Origin of the sequence: Streptomyces coryli (genome assembly GCF_011044975.1) — a bacterium.
Lineage (GTDB): Bacteria > Actinomycetota > Actinomycetes > Streptomycetales > Streptomycetaceae > Streptomyces > Streptomyces coryli.
Map to the genome: position 1 here is coordinate 1 of NZ_JAAKZV010000036.1, position 20766 is coordinate 20766.

A 20766-nucleotide genomic window follows, 5' to 3' on the forward strand; every position below is an offset into this window, starting at 1 on the left:
TCCCGCGCCCCCAAGATCAGCCGCGCTTCCCCCACCGCAATCCGCCGCGCAGCGACCGCCCCGAACCCCGAGGTCCCCCCGGTCATCACCACGGTCACCATGCCGCCACCTCCCGCGTGCGCCGCGACACTTCTGCGTACCATCGCCCGGCCCCGGTGGCGAGGCGGACGGTCAGCCGTCAGCTCACGTCGCAGCCGATCCCATCGCCGTCGCGGTCCAGGCGATGGGGGTCGCTGTCGCCCACCCACACCTCGCCATTGAGATCGGGGCAGTCGACGTCGGGTCCGGGACCGGGACCGGAGGGCAGGCCCGAGTCATTGCCGTCCCCTTGACCGGCCGGCTCCGCGGTGACCGTCTTCGTCACCTCCACCTCGACCTCGACCTCGGCCCGCTTCGTTGTGGTGACGGTCGGCGCGGGCTCCGGGGAAGCGGTCACCGTGGCGGTCGCCGTCACGGTTCGCGTGGGCTTGGCCGCGGTCGCGTCGCCGCCACATGCCGTCAGCGTGGCAGCGGCCGCCAGCACGATGACTGCGAGGCCCGCTATTCGTATGACCATGATCCCCCCGAGGTGGTGCAGTGAGCGACGCTCTGAAACGTATCGGTCCTGGCCGGCGTGCCGTATGGGCCGGATAGGCCCGGTGGGAGGGCCGGACGTCAGTGGGTCGTGCGGGCGCGTACGTGGATGCGTTCGCCCTGGCCGCCGAAGAGGCTGAGGAGTTCGACGCTGCCGCGGCCGGCGGCGCCGAACCAGTGGGGGACCTGGCAGTCGAATTCGGCTACCTCGCCGGGGTCCATCACGAAGTCCTGGTCGGCGAGGCGGACGCGGAGGCGGCCGCGGAGTACGTAGAGCCACTCGTAGCCCGCGTGCGTGCGCAGGACCGGCTCCTCGTCGTGGCCCGGGATCGTCATCTTGTAGGCGCGCGGCTCGCCTTGGGTGCGGGAAAGCGGCACCAGCACGCGGCCCTCCTTCTTCGTCGCGTGCTGCGGCACCCGCGGGTCGACGATCCGCGGTGCCGCGACGATCTCGTCCAGCGGGATACCGAGCGCGGCGGTGATCGGCAGCAGCAGCTCGAGGCTGGGCTTGCGCTGCCCGGACTCCAGCCGCGACAGCGTGCTGGTGGAGATGCCCGTGGAGCGGGCGAGGGCGGCGAGGCTGACGTCCTTCTTCTCGCGGGCCCGGCGCAGCTTCGGGGCGATCTGATCGATGGCGGCGGTGATGCTCGGTTCCTGCTCCATGCGGCCCCAGCCAACCAATGCGTCCCGGATTCGGCAACGAATTTTGCCGCTACGGCACGGCGCGGCGGACGCTCGTCGCGGAGGTGATCCGCATGGATGCGGTGCAAGCGAAGGAGAAGGCGGCGGCGGCGCCCGCCGACTCCCGTACCAATGCGGCCGGAAAGGGCCGCGACCGGCTGCCGGCCGGCGTATATCTGCTGGGCTTCAGCCTGTTCGCGATGGGCAGCGCGGAATTCCTGCTGGCCGGGGTGCTGCCCGAGGTCGCGAGCGATCTCGACGTCGGGCTGTCCGCGGCCGGGATGCTCATCACGGCCTTCGCGGTCGGCGTCGTGCTCGGCGGGCCGCCGTTCGCCGTCCTCAGCCTGCACTGGCCGCGGCGCACCGCGCTCGCCGTCACCCAGGCGGTGTTCGCGGCGAGCATCGCGGCCGGGCTGCTGGGGAGTTACGAGGTCATGCTGGTCACCCGCTTCGTGTCCGGGGTCGCGTACGCGGGCTTCTTCGCGGTCGCGTCGGTCACCGCGATCAGCCTGGTGACGCCCGATCGCAACGCCCGCGCGTCCGGCGTCGTGGTCAGCGGCCTCAGCGTCGCGATGGTCGCGGGCGGACCCGCCGGCACGCTGCTGAGCCACTTCACCGAATGGCGCGGCGGCTTCTGGGCGGTGGTCGCGCTGACGCTGGCCGGGATCGCCGGGTGCCTGCGCGGCCTGCCGGCGGACCGACCGGCCGCACAGCCGGCCGCCGACCCTGACGCCGGCCCCTCCGCCCCACCAAGCGTCGCGCGCGAACTATCCACCATGCGCAACCCCCGCCTCTGGACCGTATACGCGATCACGATCCTCACCACCGCCGCCTACATGATCTCCTTCAACTACCTGGCCGCCCTCCTCCAGGACCGCACCGGCATCCCGCAGATCTGGATCCCCGCCGTCCTCGCCCTCTTCGGCATCGGCGCCTTCCTCGGCCTGTCCATCGGCGGCCGGATCTCCGACCGCCGCCCGCACCTGGCGCTGCTGACCGGCGCCGCCGCGATCGTGGCGCTCTCAGCGACACTCGCCGGCGTCATCTCACACGCCTGGGCCGTGGTCCCGGTGGTGTTCCTGCTCGGCGTGGCCGCCTTCCTGCTCAATCCCGCCCTCTACGGAAGGGTGTTCGCGATCGCCGGCGCCGCGCCGACGCTGGCGGGCGCCACCACGGTGTCGTCGTTCCAGCTGGGCATCAGCATCACCCCGCTGCTGGCCGCCGTCCCGCTGGCCAACGGGGGCTCGCTGACGACGGTTTGCCTGATCGGCGCGGCCCTCGCCGCACTGGCGGTCCCGCTGATCGTCCTGGACCGCAGGTCCTAGTCCCAAGGCCCCATCCCCCGCCCGCCGGGCGCCCGATGCAGCCGGGCCCCGGCGGGCGGCATGATCTTTCCGTACGCAGCGACGGAGAACGGAGAGGGGAGGGGAGGGACCATGACCGGACCGAACGGCCCGAGCATCGGCACCCCTCACCCCGGTGTCCTCAAAGGCTGCGCCAACAAATGCCCGCCGTCCCCGGTGCCGCACATCCCGGCACCCACCCGCACCGGACCACGGACGGACGAAAGGCACCCCCATGTCTGCAACGCAGGCGGACGACACCCATAAGCGCCGCAGCGGCCTGATCCTCGCCCTGCTCGCGCTCTCCCAGCTGATCATCGCGCTGGACTACAACATCGTGTACCTGGCGCTCCCCGACATCAGCGCCGACCTCGGCTTCAACGCCCAGAACCAGCAGTGGGTGATCAGCGCCTACGCGGTCGCGTACGGCGGCTTCCTGCTGCTCGGCGGGCGCGCCATCGACCTGCTCGGCCGCCGCCGGATGGCGGTCGCGGGCCTCGCGCTCTACGGCGCCTCGTCGCTCGTCGGCGGACTCGCCTGGAACCAGGGCCTGCTCGTCGCCGCCCGCGCCGTGCAGGGCCTCGGCGGCGCGCTGCTCTTCCCCGCCACCCTCGCCCTGATCTCCACCACCTTCGCCGCGGGCCGCGACCGCAACCGCGCCTTCGCCGTCTGGGCGACGGCCGGCGCATCCGGGATGGTGCTGGGCTCGCTGCTCGGCGGGGTGCTCACCGAGGCGTTCGGCTGGGCGTCGGTGTTCTACGTGAATGTGCCGCTGGCCGCCGTCGCCATCGCGCTCGCCTTCCCGCTGATCGCCCCCGACGGGCCGCGCCGCACGGACCAGTCCTTCGACCTGCCGGGCGCGCTGACCGCCACCGGCGGCCTGACCCTGATCGTCTTCGCGCTCGTCCAGGGCCCTGAGTCGGGATGGACATCGGCGACGGTGCTGATCTCGGCCGTGATCGGCCTGGTGCTGCTGGCCGCCTTCGCGGTGATCGAGCGGCGCACCGCCGACCCGGTGCTGCCGGTGCGGCTGCTCCGCAACCAGGACCTGGGCGCGGGCGTCGCGACCACCTTTCTCTTCATGGCGACCTTCGGCACGCTGGTCTACTTCCTGATGGCGTACTTCCAAGGCGTCCAGGGCTACGGCCCGCTCCGTACCGGCGTCGCCTACCTGGTGCCGATGGCCGCCGTCGTCGCCGGCTCCAACCTCGGCGGCCGCCTCAACACCCGCTACGGCGCCCGCCGCACGCTACGCGGCGGGGTGCTGCTGGGCGTGGCCGGCACGGTCTGGCTGGGCCTGGCGATGACGCCGCACGCCTCGTACGGCTCGCTGGTGGCGCCGATGCTGGTCTACAGCCTCGGTCAGGGCGTCGTCTTCACCTCGATGTTCGCGGCCGCGGCCGCGACCGTCCCGTCGAAGCAGCAGGGCGTCGCCTCCGGCATGGCCTCCACCGGCCAGCAGGTCGGCAGCGCGGTCGGCCTCGCGGTGCTGGTCGCCATCGCCAACTCCGGCGTGCACGACCAGACCGGCGAGGCGCTGCGGGCGGCGACGACGGACGGCATCCGCACGGCGGTGTTCGTCGCGGCGGCGGCGATGGCGGTGCTGCTGGTGGTCGCCGGGCGCTTCGAGCGGACGCCGGGCGGGCCGGCGGCGGCACGGAGTGCGAAGCCGGCAGCGGCGAAGGAGCCCGCCGACGCGCTCAAGTGACGCTACTAGGCACGCGGGCCGTCCGGTCACCCCGCTCGCGGGTGCACTCTGCAGTTGGTGTGGAGGTACTGGGCGGCCCCGTTCCTGAAGCCGTAGATCGCGACCGTCTGGGGGTCCTCCAGCGGGTCCGGTGACGGCATCAGGAAGTGCGTCTCGCTGACCGGCAGCAGCTCGTACCGGATGCGGTCCGGTTTCCCGAGGAACTCCGCGTGCATCGGGTCGACGAAGAGCGTCAGGTGCAGCTTTCCGGCTTCCGCCGACACCTCGAATCGTGTGCCCGGGCGCTCGTAGACGCCTTCGTAGCGGGACAGGTCGAGGGTCAGCGCGGGGTCGGGCCGCGGCAGTTCCGGGATGGTGGCGGCGCCGAGGCCGGTCAGGATCTCGTTGAACACCGTGCGGTAGAAGCTGTCCCGCGGGCCGCCGTTGGTCAGCAGCGCGATGGCGGTGTCCGAGTCCGGGAGCAGCCGGAGCCGGGCGTTCTGGCCGATCGTGCTGCCGTCGGTCGCGTAGACGGTCTCGCCGTGCCAGTCGCAGACGATGAGGCCGAGCGCCCACTGTGGTCCGAAGGTGTACGGATCCGGTATGGGTACGCGCGAACGCGTCATCTCCCGGACGCTCTCTGCCGAGACGATGCGCCGTCCGTTCGGCGCCGTGCCCTCGGAGAGGAGGACGTGCGCCATCGCGAGCACCTCCCGGACCGTGGACCTGACGCCCCCGCCGGGGCCGAAGGCACGCGGCAGATAGTCCACCGGCGTGACGATGGGGCCTTCCTCGAGGGAACGGACCAGGTGCCCGGTCGCGGCCCTGCTCTCGTCCACGTCCTCGCGCCAACTGCTCGTGCTGGTCAGACCCATGGGGCCGAAGAGCCGGTCGCGCATGATCGCGTCCCAGCGGGCGCCGTCGTGCACCTCCAGGATCCGCGCGAGGATCGCGTAGCCCAGGGCCGCGCTGTAGCCGTGGGTGTGGCCGGGCGGGAAGACCTGGGGAGCGTCGGCGATGTTCGCGACCATGCGCTCGAGGACGTCGTCGTCCTCCCCCGGATCGCCATAGGCCTCCTCGATGCCGTTGGTGTGATTGAGCAATTGCCGGGGCGTGACCTCGGCGGTCACCCGCGGATCGGCCACCGTGAAGCCGGGCAGGCAGGCCCGTACCGGGGCGTCCAGATCGACCTTGCCCGCGTCGACGAGCTGCATGAAGGCCAGCGCGGTCCAGGTCTTGGTCATGGAGCCGCACTGGAAGACGGTGTCCGTCGTCGCGGGCTCCCGCGTCTCCACATCCTTGACGCCGACCGCGAACTCGGCGATCTGCCCGTCGCGGAGCACGCCGATCGCGGCGCCCGGGATGCCGTACTCCGCGAGGAGCCCGGCGACCCGGGCCTCGATCCGCGGCAGGTCGAGCGTCATCGCGGGAGACCGACCGCGTTCGCGGCGTCGGCTTCGAAGTACTCCGTCGTGGCGTAGGCGCCGCCGTGCGCCTCGAAGAAGTCCCGGACGCCGTCGATCGAGTCGTGCCTGATGATGTTCACCGCCTTGGTCCCGTCCTTGCTCGCGACGGCGACCTTCCACTTGGCGCCCTTGGGGAGCTTGGCGTGGGCCTTCTTCAGGCCGCTCCAGAATCTGCCTTCGTCCGAGACGGTCGAGACGGCCATCACCTGCATCGTCATACACCCCTCACTGCGTTGCGTTTCAAACAAAGTAAATACCGATCGCCCTCAAAACAACAGCTCAGCGGCAATCGTTGCGCTAGCATTGCGGATGAACGCAACGAAGGGCGGAGGTGCGTCAATGGCAGGCGGCAGGCTCACCCACGACGACCGCCGGCAGATCGCGGCCTGGCTGGCCGACGGCCTCGGATACGCCGAGATCGCGCGCAGGCTCGACCGGCCGACGTCCACGATCAGCCGCGAGGTGGCGCGCAACGGCGCCTCCGGCGACTACCTCCCCGACCACGCCCAGCAGGCCGCCGGCCGCCGCGCCCGCCGCAGCAAGCCGCCCCGGCCGCCAGGGCCGCCGGCCGACGGACAGCCGACCGAGGCGATGCGCGAGTTCGTGGACGAGTTCGCCACCCTGCTGGCCGCGACCGGCCTGCCCCGGATGACCGCCCGCGTCTTCGCCTGCCTGCTCACCGCCGACGCCGACGGCCTGACGGCGGCCGACCTGGTGCGCCGCCTCCAGGTCAGCCCGGCGTCGGTCTCGAAGTCCATCGCCTCCCTGGAGGCCATGGAGTTGGTCGTACGCGGGGCGGACCCGGGCGGCCGCCGCGAGCGCTACGTCATCGACGACGACGTCTGGCTCCGCGCCTGGCAGGCCGACACCGGCGCCCACGGCAGGGTCGCCACCGCCGCACGCCGCGGCATCGACATCTTCGGCGCCGACACCACGGCCGGTGCCCGACTTGGCCGGATGGGCCAGTTCTTCGCCCAGCTCAGCGAGCACATGGGCGGCAGCCCCCTCGCCGAGCCCGTCGTACACGACGCCCTGACCGTGCTCGCCGCCCTCGCCCACGCCGCCCGCCCCCTCACCGTGAACACGCTGACCACCGCGCTCGCCTGGCCCGCAGACCGGACCACCGCCGCCCTGGATGCCCTCCAACAGCACCCGGCCATCGCCGATCCCCTCACCCTGCACACCACAGGACCCGGGACCTACACGCTCACGGCGAGGGCGGACCGCCTCACGCCCGCGCAGCGCGAGGCACTCACGTGAATGCCCCGACGCCGCATTCAGCGGATTACGTCGCTACCGGGGTCTTGGGCTCCTCCCGCGGCTCCGGCGCCGGTTCGGGGGCGTCCGAGGCGGCGGCCGGAGGGTCCCGGCGCAGCACGACGACGGCGAGGATCGCGGCCACGGTCACGAGGCCCGCCGCGCCGGCTGCCGCCAGGTTGAGGCCGTCGGTGAAGGCGGCCCTCGCCGGGATGAGAAGCGAGTCCCCCAGGCCGGCGGGGAGCGTCTCGGCCACGGCCAGCGCCCCGGGCAGGGTGTCACGGGCACTCTCCTCCGCCCCGGCGGGGACGGCGGCCGGGACGGCATCGGCCATATCGGCCCGGTAGACGGCGGTGCCGAGGCTGCCCAGCAGCGCGATGCCCAGGGAGACCCCGAGGTCGCTCGCGGTGCTGTTGACGGCGGAGGCCGCGCCCGCCTTCTCCGGCGGGGCCGAGCCGATGACGAGGTTGGTGGCCAGGGTCATGACCGGGGCGACGCCCGGATAGAGGATGTAGAAGCCGGTGATCAGCAGCGGCAGTCCGCCGGCGCTGCCGACCTGGGTGAGCACGACATAGCCGGCGATCGAGAGCACACTGCCCGCGGCGATCACATACGCCGGGCGGATCCGCCGCGCGATGACCGGCGACAGCATCGAGACGATCACCAGCAGCACGGCCGCCGGCAGGATCCACAGCCCCGACTCCAGCGGCGACAGCCCCTCGACCAGCTGCAGATACTGGGTGAACAGCAGATACACGCCGCCGAGCGCGACCGCGCTCAGCAGGAAGACGCCCAGCGCACCGCTGAAGGTGGGATTGCCGAACAGCCGCATGTCCAGCAGCGGATCGGCGAGCCGGAGCTGGCGGCGGACGAAGACCACCGACAGCAGCACCCCGGCCACGACGGCGAGGATGCCGTCCGCCGCCAGGCCATGGGCGGAGATGTCCTTGATCCCGTAGACGATCGGCAGCAGCGTGACCAGGGACAGGACCACGCTGGGCAGGTCGAGGCGACCGGCCTGCGGGGCGCGGTACTCGGGCACCAGCGCGGGCGCGGCGACCAGCACCACAGCCATGACGGGCACGCCCACCAGGAGGGCGGCGCCCCACCAGAAGTTCTCCAGCAGCAGGCCGCCCACGAGCGGGCCGACGGCGACGCCGACGGAGACCGACGCGGCCCACAGCCCGATCGCCGTGCCGCGCTGCTTGGCGTCGTGGAACATGCTGCTGATCAGGGCGAGCGTCGACGGCATCACGGCCGCGGCGCCGATGCCCATCACCGCGCGGGCGACGATCAGCGCCTCCACGCCCGGCGCGAAGGCGGCGACGGCCGAGGCCGCGCCGAAGGCGGCGGCACCGAAGAGCAGGATGCGCCGGCGGCCGATACGGTCGCCGAGCGTCCCCATCGCCACCAGCAGGCCGGCCATCATGAAGCCGTAGATGTCATTGATCCACAGCAGTTGCCCGCTGCTCGGTCGCAGGTCGGCGGCGATCTGCGGGGTGGCGAGGAACAGCACGGTCATGGTCAGGAAGAGCAGCACGGTGGGCAGCAGCAGCACGGCGAGGCCGAGCCACTCCTTGAGCCCGGCACGTTGCCGGGATGCGATGGCAGTCATCGGGTGGGTACTCCTTTTCGGTTGGATATATCGAGAGAAATCCGGCACAAGAGAGCGCGAGTGACCGCACGTTGCCTTGCCACGGTTCGGCTTACGCCCTGCCGTACGGCCCGGAAATGATCAGCTCTTCGCCCGGCGTCGCGTCCGCGTGGAGCAGCGTCGCCAGCCGGTCGCCCGGACCGGCCGAGGGCACGGTGATCTGCAGGCGCGGGCCGTCGTGGTCGCCGATGGGATACGAGCGCCAGAGCGGACCCGCGCCGTCGGCGGCGTGCACCCGGAGCTGTTGGCCGGGTTGGGGTGCCGGACGCAGGCCGTGGAGGGGGTCGTCGAGCCACAGGGCGATGGCGTCCGGTGGCTGTGCGCTCCGGGCGGCTATCCGCGCCGGGCGCGGCCAGCGGGCAGGCGGCGGGCCGCCGTCCGTGGGGACGGGCGTGATGGTGTCTCCGGTACGGGAGAGAGCGGCGCCCACGGTCAGCGTGCCACCCATGACGACGCGGGCGCGCAGCCCGCAGAAGACATGCCCGAAGCGGGCGTTGAGCTCGGCCGGCACCGGCAGGTCGCGGCGTGCGTCGGCGGGGTTCACGGCGGTGGCGCGGCAGCGGTTGATGGGGTGCAGCACCTCGAGTTCGACGTCGCCGATCGCGATCCGCTCGCCTACGAGGCCGAGTTCGGCCCACGCCGGGAGGCCGGAGAGGTAGAGGTTGCCGCGGAAGCGCAGCGGGTCGACCGGAGTCCCGACGGCGTCGGCGAGCGCGTCGACCGTGGCCAGGTTGATCAGCGAGACGGTGCCGTCGGGGTCGTCCCAGTAGCCGCCGTCGGCCGCCCGGACCAGGGTGGCGGGTGCCTCCCCGGCACCGGCGAACCAGTCGATCGTCGCCAGCACGCCCGGCCGGTCGAGCGGGATGGCGAGCGACTCCCGCTCCGGGTGGCCGAGGCGCAGCACCCCGGTCTCCTCCACCAAATCCACCCTGCAGCGGAGCAGTTCCGGGGTGGAGGTCAGATTCAGGAACGTCTTCGTCGGCGCCCACTGCCCGCAGCGCGGCAGGTGCTCCTGCCCCCGCCCGGCGACCAGCGCCACGGTCCGGTCGTGCGGCACGCCGCCACCGGCCCGCACCCGGGCACCGGCCAGGTCCTGGCCCGGCATGCCCTTGACCGGATAGCGCACCAGGCGCGCGAGTTCCGCGAGATCTGTCATGCCGTCAAGCCTGCGGCCGGGCGATCACGCAGGTCCAGGTTGAGTTGGTTCACGCTATCGTGAAGACTCACCATCATGATCGACCTCCGCCGCCTGGCAGTGCTGCGTGCCGTCGCCCACCACGGCACCGTCACCGCCGCGGCCGAAGCGCTCTACCTCACCCCGTCCGGCGCCTCGCAGCAGCTCCGCGCGCTCGGCCGCGAGTTGGGCGTCCGGCTGCTCGAGCAGGACGGCCGCCGGGTGCGGCTGACCGCGGCGGCGCAGGAGCTGCTCGTCCACGCGGACGCCATCGAGGAGCGCTGGGAGCAGGCGGAGATCGCGCTGCGCCGCGACGGCACCCGCCCGGCCGGCCTGCTGCGGCTGTGCGGGCCGCCGAGCGCCCTGGTCGCGCTCCTGGCCCCCGCCACCGCCCGGTTGCGCGCCGAACACCCGGCGCTGACCGTCCGCATCACCCAGGCGGAGTCGCCCGACGGCGTCGACCAGGTCTTCTCCGGCGCCGCCGACCTCGCGGTCATCGAGGCCGCCGTCGGCACCCCGCCGCAGACCGACCGGCGCTTCGAGCAACAGCCGCTGCTCACCGACCCCTTCGACCTCCTGGTGCCGGCCGGGCACCCCTTCACCGACCGGCCGGGGCCCGTAAAGCTGGCGGATGCGGCGGCGGAGGAATGGGTGGTGGAGATGTCGGACCACACCTCCCACGATCACACCCTCGCCGCCTGCGCCGCCGCGGGGTTCACCCCGGACATCGTGCACCAGGCGCGTGAGTGGCCCGCGGTCGTCGCCCTCGTCGCGAACGGGCTCGGCGTCTCGCTCCTCCCCCGCCTCGCCCAGCTCCCCGACCGGTCGGCGGCCGTCCGCGTACCGCTGGCGGGCACGCCTCCCACCCGCCACCTGCTGACCTGCATACGCGCCGGCACCGCGGCGCAGCCCGCGATCGCCGCGGCCCGCGCCGCACTGTGCGCGGTCGCGGACGTCAGCCCTGCTCGACCGTCACCGTCACCGGATCAAAACCGATCCGGGTGACCGTACCGTCATCGGCCCACTGCACTTCGACGCCAGCGTCCGCCGGCCGCACCTCGGACACCGCCTCCGCCGTCCCGGAACCCACTCCCCCGCCGGTGAGGGCCGCCAGCGCCACGTACACGCCGGTCCCCTCCGCCGCCGCCGCAAGCCGCGGCATCCGGGCCCAGGGCGTGTACGCCGTCCCCTCCGGGGCGCGCACCTCCTCACGCTCGCTCCAGCCGAACAACGGCTCCAGCACCGAGGCGACTTCGTCGTCCCGGCCCGTCGCCCACCCGGTCAGCGTCACCCGCGCCCCCGGCGGCGCGCCGATCACCCGGTGGACGCGCAGCTCGTACGGGCCGCGCGCCACCGTCACGCTCTCCACGCGCAGTCCCGGCGCCATCTCCGGGCCCTTCCCGAAGACCGGCCGGTGCCAGGACGCGGCCCAGCCCCAGCCGTCACCGCCGCCCGCGCCCAGCGGGTGGATGCGGCGGCGGACGCTCGGCACCCCGGCCATCTCCACGGCGAGATGGTTGTCGGCGGTGTTCGCGGCGGACGTCGGCCCGGTGCGGGTGGAGTACGCCAGCCGGCCGTAATGCGGATCCTCGGCGGCGGCCGCCTCGCCCTCGTGCGGCCGCACATGATCGCTCCCGTGATTGTGCAGCCGTACGATCCCGTCCGCCCGCGTGGACTGGATCAGCAGACCGGGCCCCGGCAGGGCCAGCACCCGGTCCGCCGTCTCGACCGGAGCGGGCTCCTCCGCCGCCGTCCACAGCGCGTGCCCGGCCGGGGCCAGCAGCGCGGCGAAGGCCTTCGACGCCCAGTACGGCGAGGCCGGCCCCGAGTACGCCTGCAGCGTGGACGCGTGCGGCCCGTACCAGCCGAGGCTCAGCAGGCCGTCCTCGCCCACCGCCCCGCGGTCGAGGAAATGCTTGAGGCAGCCGCTGATCACGCGTCGCGAAGCACCCGCCGACAGCGGCGTGTTCCCGGTCAGCGCGCCCAGCGCCACGGCCGCGCCGGCGGCGAAGCGATACGTCAGCGACCGGCCGAAGTGGATCGGCGCCCCATCGCCGCCGAAGAGCAGCGCGTGGCTCTCCAGATGCTCGCGCAGCCGCGCGCCGTGATGCGTCAGCCGCTCCGCGTCCCCGGCCAGGTGCGCGTCCAGCATCGGATACAGGTGCAGCGCCCACCCGTTGTAGTGGTCGAAGGCCCGGCCGTCGCCGTCCGCGTACCACCCCTGGCCCCGATACCAGCTCTCCAGCAGCTCCTCGGCCCGCTCGCGCGCCCGCGCCGTCTCGGCGTCGCCGCGCCCGACGGACTCCAGGAATCCGGCCACGGCATACGGGAAGAAGTACCAGTTGTTCGGCGCGGGTATGTGCCGCAGCGCCCCGCGCAGCCACTCCTCGGCCCGGTCCTGTACCCCCGCGTCCAGCCGGTCCCACAGCCACGGCCGGGTCAGCCGCAGCCCGAGCGCCACGGACGCCGACTCCACCATGGGCTGGCCCTGCACATGGTGATCCAGGATCAGCGGCCACGACTCGGTGTCGTCCCGCCCCGGCGTCGCGGTCCCGGCGGCCAGCCCGTCGGCGTACCGCTCCAGCATCCCGTCCGGGTCCTTCCCGCCGGCCCCGGCCGTGCGGAAGCCCGCGGCGAGAAAGGTACGGGCATACCCCTCGAGCCCGTCCGACCGCACCCCCGACCGCGACGGCGGCCCCGGCAGATCGAGCAGCGCCCCACGCGGCGTCGCCCACCGCCAGGCCGCCCGCAGCAGCCCGTCGGCGGCGGCCTCCCAGTGATCGCGGGTGTATCCGGTGTACGGGCTGAGCTCGCGGTCATCGGGCAGGAGTTGAAGGTGAGCGGTCATGCGAGGTATGCCAGCCTTTCGCGTCGTACGGGGTGGTCGAAGCCGTCGCCCGCGGCCCAGCGGGTCACCTCGCCGGCGGCGAGGTCGGCCAGGCGGCCCCATTCGTTGCCCTGGGAGCCGGCCAGGTGCGGGGTGATGGTGACGTGGTCGCAGTCCCAGAGGGGGTGGTCGGGCGGCAGCACCTCCGGGTCGGTGACGTCGAGGACGGCGCGGATGCGGCCCGCGGTGGCGGCGTCGGTGAGGGCGTCCTGGTCGATGACGGCGCCGCGGGCCGTATTGATCAATACCGCGTCGGGGCGCATCGCGTCGAGGAGCGTGCGGTCGACCAGGCCGCGGGTCGCGGGCAGCAGCGGCGTGTGCACGCTGACCACGTCGCTGTCGGTGAACAGCTCCCGCAGGCCGACCGGGCGGGCGCCCAGCTGCCGCGCCTCGTCCTCGGTGACGTACGGATCGTGCAGCAGGATCCGCAGGTCGTACGGCCGCAGCAGCTCGATGGTGCGGCGGCCGATGAGCGAGGCGGACAGGATGCCGACCGTGCGCCGGTAGTTGCCGACCGACTGCGGGACGGCGAACGGGTTCCGGGCGGTGCGCGCCGCCTTGAAGTCCCGGGCGCGCTCCAGCACCTGCTTGCCGCTGAGCAGGATCATCGCGACCGTGTACTCCGCGACCGGCACCGCGTTGGCGGCCGCTGCAGAGGACACCTCGATGCCCCGCTCCCAGCAGGCGTCGGTGATGTGCCCGCGCACCGAGCCGGCCGTGTGCACGACGGCGCGCAGCCTGGGCGCGGCGGCGAGCGCGGCCGCGTCGAGGGGCGGGCAGCCCCAGCCGGTGATGAGCAGCTCGGCGTCCTGCAGCACCGAGCGGGCGTACGGGGTGGTGAAGTCGTCGAGTACGGGGCCTTCGTGCAGGTCGCAGACGGCGGCGAGGGACGCGCGGGACTGCGGGGTGAGGACGGCCTCGGCCGCGTTGGCGGCCATGGCGAGGGCGGCCTTGGGATGGTGCGGGTGGGTCACTTCGTGGCTCCTGCTGTCATTTGACGGCTCCTGCGGTCAGCCCCGAGCGCCAGAACCGCTGCAGCAGCACGAAGGCGGCGATCAGCGGCAGCACCGCCAGCAGCGAGCCCATGACGACGACGGGGTAGTACTCGGGCGATACGGACGCTGAGCTGTTCCATTGGTACAGGCCCAGGCTCAGCGGATAAAGGTGCTGGTCGGACAGCATCACCATGGGAAGGAAGAAGTTGTTCCAGATCGCGGTCAGCTGGAAGAGGAAGACCGTGACCAGGCCGGGTCCGAGCATCCGCAGCGAGACCTTCAGATACGTCGCCAGCTCCCCGGCGCCGTCCACCCGCGCCGCTTCCAGGACCTCGCGGGGTACGTATCCCTCGCTGAAGATGCGGCCGAGGTAGACGCCGAAGGGGTTGAAGAGCACCGGGATGAAGACGGCCCAGAAGGTGTCGACCGCGCCGACCTTCGACGCCATCAGGTACAGCGGCAGCGCCAGCACCGTCTGCGGCACCATCACGGCCGCGAGCACCAGGCCGAAGACCTTCTCCTTGTGCCGGAAGCGGTATTTGTCGAAGGCGTAGCCGCAGGCCACGCTGATCAGGGCGCTGAGCGCGGCGCCGACGACGGCGTAGAGGAGGCTGTTCACGTACCAGCGGCCGTAGAGCCCGCCGTCCATGGCGAGGAGGTCGCTCAGGTTCTGGCCGAAGGAGAAGTTGCTGAGGTCGAGGATGTTGCTGCTGAACAGGGCGTCGCGGTCCTTGGACGCCGCGAGGAGCAGCCAGAGCACCGGCAGCAGGGTGTAGAGGACGGCGATGCCGACGATCGTGTTGACGGCGGCGCGGCTCAGCATCCTGGGCCGCAGGATCGTGGACCTGGCGCTCATCGGTCGGCCTCCTCGCGGCTGCGGGTCGTGAAGCGGGTGACGCCGTACGACAGGGCGATGGTGCAGCACAGCAGGATCACCGAGGCGGCCGCCGCCAGGCTGTAGTTGTTGCGGGTGAAGGCCGCGTCGTAGATGTACATGCTGGGCGTGAAGCGCGAATTGATCATCGGGGTCGACTGGCTGAGCAGCATCGGCTCGGTGAACAGCTGCAGCGCCCAGATCAGCGTGAACAGCGCCACCATGACGACCGCGGACCGCACCAGCGGCGTCTTGATCTGCAGCGCGGTGCGCAGCCAGCCGGCGCCGTCGACCACCGACGCCTCGATCACCTCGCGCGGGACCGCCTGCAGCGCGGCGTAGAAGATCACCATGTTGTAGCCGAGGTTGCTCCACAGCGCGATGTTCACGATCGACGGCAGCACGGTGTTCACACCGAGGAAGTCGATGGTGATGTCGCCCTTGGCGAGCAGGTCGACGACGGGGCTGATGCCCGGGGTGTACAGGTACAGCCAGATGATCGCCGCGATGATGCCGGGCACCGCGTGCGGCAGATACAGCGCCAGCTGGGCCGAGGCCCGCAGCCGTACGACGCCGGAGTCGAGCAGCAGCGCGAGGGCGAGGGCGGCGATCACCATCAGCGGGATGTAGATCAGGCAGTAGACGGCGACAAGACCGAGCCCGCCGAGGAAGGTCGGATCGGTCAGCACGGCGGCGTAACTGCGCAGCCCGACGAAGACGGTGCTCTCGGGCCCGAAGCCGAGGCCCGGCTGGTCGTCGCTGAAGAAGCTCAGCCAGACGGCGGTGCCGACGGGGATCAGGAAGACGATCGTCAGGAGGACGAGAAACGGGGTCATCAGCACCGCACAGGCACCGCCCTCGCGGCGACGGGTGCTCATCCGGGCCCGCCGGGCGGGCGCGGCGTCGGCGCCGGCTGCCGTACGCGCCGGGGTGGCTGTCGTGGTCATCGGATTCACCTGCCTCTCTACGAGCTGCGCTGGGTGGTGGACAGGCCGAGCGCCTTCAGGTCCGGCATGGTGCCGTCCTGGGCCTTGCGCACGGCGCCGAGGATGGAGCCGGCGCCGCCGCCGGCCTGCGCGAAGCCGTCCTGCATGACGCGCTGGGTGGCGGTCATGCGCGGGCCCCAGAGCCAGCCGTCGCGGATCGTGTCGGCCTGCTCCCGGAAGAGGGTGTAGATGTCCTGGCCCCGGTAGTACTCCTCCGGGAAGGCCTTGCGGCCGACGTCGACGAGGCCGGGCGCGGCCGGGTACTGGCTGCTGGCGCCGCTGGAGAGGCGGGCCTTGAGCGCGTCCGGGTGCGAGACCTGCCACTCGATGAACTCCATGGCCGCCTCGGGCTGCCTGCTGTCCTTGGTGACGGCGAAGGTGGAGCCGCCGTGGGTGCCGACGGTCGGCCGGTCCGTATCCCACTGCGGCAGCGGTGCGACGCGCCAGCGCCCCTTGGCGCCGGGGTGGGCGGACATCTGGGCGCCGGCGTCCCAGGCGCCGGTGAGCCGGGTCAGGACGAGACCGTCGCCGATCTGCGCCTTGTGCTGGTTGCTCTCGCTGCCGTTGGCGAAGACCAGGTCCTCGTCGAGCATGCGCTGCCAGTACGCGGCGACCTTGCGGGTGGGGGCGTCGGCGAGGGAGACGTTCCAGGCGCCGTCGCGGGTGTCGAACCACTGCGCCCCGGCCTGCCACGCGTACGCGGCGAACTGCATGCCGCCGTCGGTGGGGAAGAGCACCAGCCGCCGCTGCCGGGACTTGCGGCGCACGGTGCGGGCGGCCTCGGCGAACTCGTCCCAGGTGCGCGGCACCTCCAGGCCGAGCTCCTCGAAGAGGTCGGTGCGGTAGTGCAGCACCATCGGCTCCACGTCGAGCGGCACGGAGTAGGTCCGCTTCTCGAAGGTGGTGAGGGCGAGCGTCTGCGGCAGCAGCTTGCGCCGCAGCCCGGCGCCCATCAGATCGGTGATGTCGCGGGCGACGCCGTCGATGGCGAAGCCGGGGACCTGCGGGTATTCGATGGTGGCGACGTCGGGTGCGTTGCCGGCGCGGGCGGCGTTGCTCAGCTTGGCGTAGCCGCCCTGGCCGCCGGAGGGGATCTGCTGGAAGTCGACCTGGATGCGGTCGTGGGTGCGGTTGAAGGCGTCCACCACCTCCTGACTGCCGCGCAGCGCGGACCAGAAGGTGATGCGTACGGCACCGCCGGTGCGGGCCGTGGTGCTGCTGCCGCCGGAACAGGCGCCCAGCGCACCGGCCGCCAGGGGGGCGGCAGTTGCGGCGAGCAGGGTACGGCGGCTGGGTCGACCGGGCATGAGGGCCTCCCGCGGCTCATCGTCGGAGACACGGGAATCCTGACCGCCTGAACGGGTGCGGTCAATATACCGATCAGAAGAACTTGAAGCGGTCAAACAGTCATTGGCGCCTGAGTGGAGCCCCGCACCTCGAGCTTCGGCAGCAGTTCGAGCCGCCCCGCGGGCGGCGCCCCGCCGTCCTTGCCGCCCCGCCCCAGCCGCCGCAGCAGCAGCTCGGCGGCCATCCGGCCGACCTCCGCCTTGGGCGGGGCCACGGCGGTGAGCGGCGGGTTGCCGAGGGCGGCGACCACATCGTCGTACGCCACCACCGAGCAGTCCTGCGGCACCTTCAGGCCGGCGTCGGCGAGCTGCTGCACCAGCATCAGCGCGTCCACGTCGCCGTGCAGGATCGCCGCGGTGGCGCCGCGTTCGCGCAGCAGCGCGGCGAGTTCGACCGGGGTGCCGGGGCCGTAGTCGGGGGCGGCGTCGGGCGCGCTGTAGATGACGTCCCAGGTCTCGCCACCGCTGCGGTCCGCGGCGATGGCGGCGAAGGCGGCCCGTACGGCGCGGGCCGTCGGGCTGTCGTCGCGGGCGGCCAGCACGATGCGGCGGTGGCCGAGCCGCAGCAGGTGGTCGACGGCCAGGTGCACGCCGTACCAGTGGTCGGAGCAGACGGAGTCCATGGCGTGCAGCACGCTGCCGGGCCGGGGGCGGCGCTCCATCAGCACGGCGGGCACATCGGCGGTCGCGGCGGCGAGCCAGTCGTAGTCGCCCTCCTCGGCCTCGTAGCTGCGCCACCGCGGGGCGATCAGCAGCCCGCGGACGCCGTCCGCCAACGCCCGCTCCACGATGGGCCGTTCGGTGCCCGGCGCCTGCGGCGCGATCAGCAGCGCGGGCCGTACGCCGGCGGCCTGCAGCACCTCGCGGGCGCCGTTCATGGTCTCGTAGAGATACGCGTGCCGCTCCGGCACCACGATCCCCACCGTCCCGCCGGGCGGCTCCGCGGCCGGCTCCGCCCGCTGCACCGGCACTACGGACCGGGCCACCCCGTGCCCCCGCCGCAGCTTCCCGTCGCGCGTCAGATCCTCGACGTCGCGCCGGACCGTGATGATCGAGACCTCGAGATCACTCGCCAGCTCCGTCAGCCGCACCTCCCCGCGCGCCTGCACCGTCGCGAGTATCCGCCGCCGCCGCACATCCGCAGCCTCCCGCATCCCCGCCCCTCCTCCCGCGCACTGACGTTCGTTTGAACGCTTCGGCGACAGAATAGCGATCGTCAGCCGAAAGGATCCCGCTTGCGCCGGGAGGCGACGAAATAGCCGGCGAGCAGCCCGACGATGAGGAAGGCCAGCCGGCCAGGGGCCGGTGGGGCGTCGGGCGGCGTGACGTAGCCGCCATCGGCGAGGCCCGCCGCCCGCTCGAAGTGGTTGAAGGCGCCGGGGAAGAGGGCCTCGTCGGCGCTGTACAGGGCCGGGAAGGCGAGCGGGCCCGCCAGCAGCGTGGATACGGCCCACTGGTCGGAGTGCTTGGCCTCGTGCTCCGAGAGCCTTCGCATCCGCGGTGAGGCCTGCTCGGTGCGCTGGTCCGTGAGGAAGACCGTTCCGTACATGGTGCCGCCGCGCGAGAAGCCGTCGTCCATGACGACGGCCGTGGTGCCATTGCCCGCGCACTGGTACGCGGCGCCGCCTCTGGCCTCCCCGTAGAGCAACGCGGCGCCGGAGACGGGGGCGTTGATCACCGTGCGCAGAGTCTGCCAGGCGCCGCCGCCCTGCTGCGGCGGCGGCGACGATTCAGCGGGGCGGGGCCCGTATACCCCGGTCTCGGGTGGCCATGAGGGCGCCGGCGCCGGACAGGCCCGCAGGTCCCCGGCAGCCGCGATGCCCGCGAACAGGCTTGCGCACACCAGCTGCACCACGGCCCCGGCCACGACGAGCGTCACCCGTCGCCGCGTCGGCCGCTCGCCCCGGATCGTGCCGAATACCGCCAGCAGCAGCCCCAGCACCCCGCCGCACGCCAGGCACGCCGCCCACCAGGCCGCCGCTCTTCGACGCCGCCGGACCCCGACCGGAAATCTCCGGGTCGGTGGTCCGGCCGGGGATAATGGGCGCAGGGGCGGTGTCGTGGTCGCCATGGAGCTCCTCTCCTGGCCACGGCAGCGAGTCAAGACGAAAGCATCACGCTCCTATAACATAAGGGATTCGATTGGGACTCGGGGAGTGGGGTCCGCGTCGCTCCTCGTCACTCCTGGCTCATTCGAAGCGATCGGTCGCACCGGCCCCGTGCCGTACCACCTCCGCTTCCCCGCTGGAGAAGTCGATGACCGTCGTCGGCTCGGTGCCGCAGTCGCCGGAGTCGACCACCGCGTCCACGGCGTGGTCGAGCGCCTCCTTGATCTCCCAGCCCTGCGTCATCGGCTCCTCCTCCCCGGGCAGCAAGAGCGTGCTGGACAGCAGCGGTTCGTCCAGCTCGGCGAGGAGCGCCTGGGTGACGACATGGTCGGGGATGCGGACGCCGACGGTCTTCTTCTTCGGGTGCTGCAGCATCCGCGGCACCTCGCGGGTCGCCGGGAGGATGAAGGTGTAGCTGCCCGGCGTGGTCGCCTTGATGGCGCGGAACACGTCGTTGTCGATGTGCACGAACTGCCCGAGCTGCGCGAAGTCCCGGCAGACGAGCGTGAAGTGATGCTTGTCACCGAGCCCGCGGATGGTGCGGATGCGCTCGGTGCCGTCGCGGTTGCCGAGCCGGCAGCCCAGCGCGAAGCAGGAGTCGGTCGGATACGCCACCAGCGCACCGTCGCGGATGCTGTCCGCGATCTGGGCGATGGAGCGTGGTTGCGGATTGTCGGGGTGAACGTCAAAGTACCTGGCCACAGCGGAAGCTTACGGTCCGCGCGGACGCCGCACCGGGCGGATGAGCGTAGATGAACACGTACAGCTGACTGCTTGTCCCCTGCGCCCCACCGCCGGATACTCCCGACAGCGTTTGTCAGGGACACGCCGCGATCCGGTCGGCGTCCCGCAATCTCCGCCCAAGGAGGCCGAGTTGAGAACCAAGCGCACCATCCCCCTCTTAGCGGCCGCGTCTGCGCTGGTCGCGGCAGTAGCACTCACACTGCCGACGGCCCAGGCGGCACCCTCCGCCGAGCACCGCACCGCAGAAGCGCGGGCGGCCGTCGCGGCCGCCGACGTCCCGGGCACCGCCTGGGGCACGGACGGTCAGGGCCGCGTGCTGGTGACCGCCGACAAGTCGGTCAGCGGCGCCGAGCTGGCCAAGGTGAAGAAGGCGGCATCGAAGTACGGCGACACCGTCCGCATCGAGCGCACCAACGGCACCTTCCGCACCCTGCTGCGCGCCGGCGACGCCATCTACGGCGGCGGCTACCGCTGCTCGCTGGGCTTCAACGCCCGCAGCGGCAGCACGTACTACCTGCTCACCGCCGGACACTGCACGAACGCGGCGAGCACCTGGTACACCAACTCCGCGCGCACGACCCAGATCGGCCCGCGCACGGGCACCAGCTTCCCCGGCAACGACTACGGCATCGTCCGCTACGCCAACACCTCGCTCAGCCACCCCGGCGGCTTCACCGTCGCCGACGCCTATGTGGGCGAGCGCGTGACCCGGCGCGGCTCCACGACCGGCACCCACACCGGCACCGTCCGGGCGCTGAACGTGACCGTCCGTTACGCCGAGGGCGCGGTGTACGGCATGATCCAGACGAACGTCTGCGCCGAGCCCGGCGACTCCGGCGGCCCGCTGTACGACGGCACCCGGGCCCTGGGCATCACCTCCGGCGGCAGCGGCAACTGCTCCTCCGGCGGCACCACCTTCTTCCAGCCGGTACGGGAGGCGGCGAACCGCTACGGCGTAACGATCTACTGACGCCGACCGATTGCGCCCGGG

At 72.4% G+C, this 20766-nt stretch carries 19 protein-coding genes; 5 read left to right on the plus strand and 14 right to left on the minus strand.

What is annotated here, in order from left to right:
• Positions 1-178 precede the first annotated feature (178 nt).
• Together G5C51_RS42505 and G5C51_RS11340 are read right to left on the minus strand one after the other, a co-directional pair.
• Positions 179-556: a hypothetical protein gene (locus G5C51_RS42505; RefSeq protein ID WP_206313710.1), complete on the minus strand. Its 378-nt coding sequence runs from the start codon at positions 554-556 to the stop codon at positions 179-181.
• A 98-nt stretch (positions 557-654) separates the two neighbouring features.
• Positions 655-1236, minus strand: a complete 582-nt coding sequence (locus tag G5C51_RS11340; RefSeq protein ID WP_165235934.1) for a helix-turn-helix domain-containing protein — start codon at positions 1234-1236, stop codon at positions 655-657.
• 92 nt (positions 1237-1328) lie between these two features.
• Here G5C51_RS11340 and G5C51_RS11345 point away from each other — a divergent pair, with 92 nt between their 5' ends.
• Positions 1329-2579: an MFS transporter gene (locus G5C51_RS11345; RefSeq protein ID WP_165235936.1), complete on the plus strand. Its 1251-nt coding sequence runs from the start codon at positions 1329-1331 to the stop codon at positions 2577-2579.
• Between the two features lie 253 nt (positions 2580-2832).
• Entirely contained in the window at positions 2833-4305 is a 1473-nt protein-coding gene (locus tag G5C51_RS11350) for an MFS transporter (protein ID WP_165235939.1), read from the plus strand.
• 26 nt (positions 4306-4331) lie between these two features.
• On the opposite strand, the gene G5C51_RS11355 is transcribed toward G5C51_RS11350, so the two are convergent.
• Positions 4332-5708, minus strand: coding sequence for a serine hydrolase domain-containing protein (locus G5C51_RS11355; protein ID WP_165235941.1), 1377 nt, complete (start codon positions 5706-5708; stop codon positions 4332-4334).
• On the minus strand, positions 5705-5968 hold the full coding sequence (locus G5C51_RS11360; RefSeq protein WP_240929567.1) for a hypothetical protein: 264 nt from the start codon (positions 5966-5968) through the stop codon (positions 5705-5707). The genes G5C51_RS11355 and G5C51_RS11360 overlap by 4 nt, the downstream gene beginning before the upstream one ends.
• Before the next feature lie 121 nt (positions 5969-6089).
• On the opposite strand from G5C51_RS11360, the gene G5C51_RS11365 reads away from it, so the two are divergent.
• Positions 6090-7010, plus strand: a complete 921-nt coding sequence (locus G5C51_RS11365; protein WP_165235943.1) for a GbsR/MarR family transcriptional regulator — start codon at positions 6090-6092, stop codon at positions 7008-7010.
• A gap of 25 nt (positions 7011-7035) precedes the next feature.
• Here G5C51_RS11365 and G5C51_RS11370 read toward each other — a convergent pair whose 3' ends face one another.
• Both G5C51_RS11370 and G5C51_RS11375 read right to left on the minus strand, forming a co-directional pair.
• Complete coding sequence (locus G5C51_RS11370) at positions 7036-8622, minus strand: MFS transporter (RefSeq protein ID WP_165235945.1); 1587 nt, start codon at positions 8620-8622, stop codon at positions 7036-7038.
• A 91-nt stretch (positions 8623-8713) separates the two neighbouring features.
• On the minus strand, positions 8714-9817 hold the full coding sequence (locus G5C51_RS11375; RefSeq protein WP_165235948.1) for an MOSC domain-containing protein: 1104 nt from the start codon (positions 9815-9817) through the stop codon (positions 8714-8716).
• Between the two features lie 75 nt (positions 9818-9892).
• Here G5C51_RS11375 and G5C51_RS11380 point away from each other — a divergent pair, with 75 nt between their 5' ends.
• On the plus strand, positions 9893-10840 hold the full coding sequence (locus G5C51_RS11380) for a LysR family transcriptional regulator (protein ID WP_165235950.1): 948 nt from the start codon (positions 9893-9895) through the stop codon (positions 10838-10840).
• On the opposite strand, the gene G5C51_RS11385 is transcribed toward G5C51_RS11380, so the two are convergent.
• The 8 genes from G5C51_RS11385 to G5C51_RS11420 form a co-directional block, all read right to left on the minus strand.
• Positions 10791-12683, minus strand: coding sequence for a DUF2264 domain-containing protein (locus G5C51_RS11385; protein WP_165235952.1), 1893 nt, complete (start codon positions 12681-12683; stop codon positions 10791-10793). The genes G5C51_RS11380 and G5C51_RS11385 overlap by 50 nt on opposite strands.
• Positions 12680-13660, minus strand: a complete 981-nt coding sequence (locus tag G5C51_RS11390; protein WP_165236044.1) for a hydroxyacid dehydrogenase — start codon at positions 13658-13660, stop codon at positions 12680-12682. Before G5C51_RS11390 ends, G5C51_RS11385 begins: the two co-directional genes overlap by 4 nt.
• Before the next feature lie 52 nt (positions 13661-13712).
• Positions 13713-14573, minus strand: coding sequence for a carbohydrate ABC transporter permease (locus G5C51_RS11395; RefSeq protein WP_165235954.1), 861 nt, complete (start codon positions 14571-14573; stop codon positions 13713-13715).
• Positions 14570-15538 (minus strand): carbohydrate ABC transporter permease, encoded by a 969-nt coding sequence (locus tag G5C51_RS11400; RefSeq protein WP_165235956.1) that lies wholly within the window; start codon positions 15536-15538, stop codon positions 14570-14572. Before G5C51_RS11400 ends, G5C51_RS11395 begins: the two co-directional genes overlap by 4 nt.
• Positions 15539-15555: 17 nt before the next feature.
• A complete protein-coding gene (locus G5C51_RS11405) occupies positions 15556-16884 on the minus strand; it encodes an ABC transporter substrate-binding protein (RefSeq protein ID WP_165235958.1) in 1329 nt (442 codons plus the stop codon).
• 92 nt (positions 16885-16976) lie between these two features.
• Positions 16977-18077, minus strand: coding sequence for a substrate-binding domain-containing protein (locus tag G5C51_RS11410; protein WP_165235960.1), 1101 nt, complete (start codon positions 18075-18077; stop codon positions 16977-16979).
• Between the two features lie 62 nt (positions 18078-18139).
• Entirely contained in the window at positions 18140-18865 is a 726-nt protein-coding gene (locus tag G5C51_RS42510; protein WP_206313711.1) for a hypothetical protein, read from the minus strand.
• Between the two features lie 247 nt (positions 18866-19112).
• Positions 19113-19733 carry an L-threonylcarbamoyladenylate synthase gene (locus tag G5C51_RS11420; RefSeq protein WP_165235962.1) on the minus strand — a complete coding sequence of 207 codons (621 nt, stop codon included), beginning with the start codon at positions 19731-19733 and terminating at the stop codon, positions 19113-19115.
• A 172-nt stretch (positions 19734-19905) separates the two neighbouring features.
• On the opposite strand from G5C51_RS11420, the gene G5C51_RS11425 reads away from it, so the two are divergent.
• Positions 19906-20745 (plus strand): S1 family peptidase, encoded by an 840-nt coding sequence (locus tag G5C51_RS11425; protein WP_240929568.1) that lies wholly within the window; start codon positions 19906-19908, stop codon positions 20743-20745.
• Positions 20746-20766 lie beyond the last annotated feature (21 nt).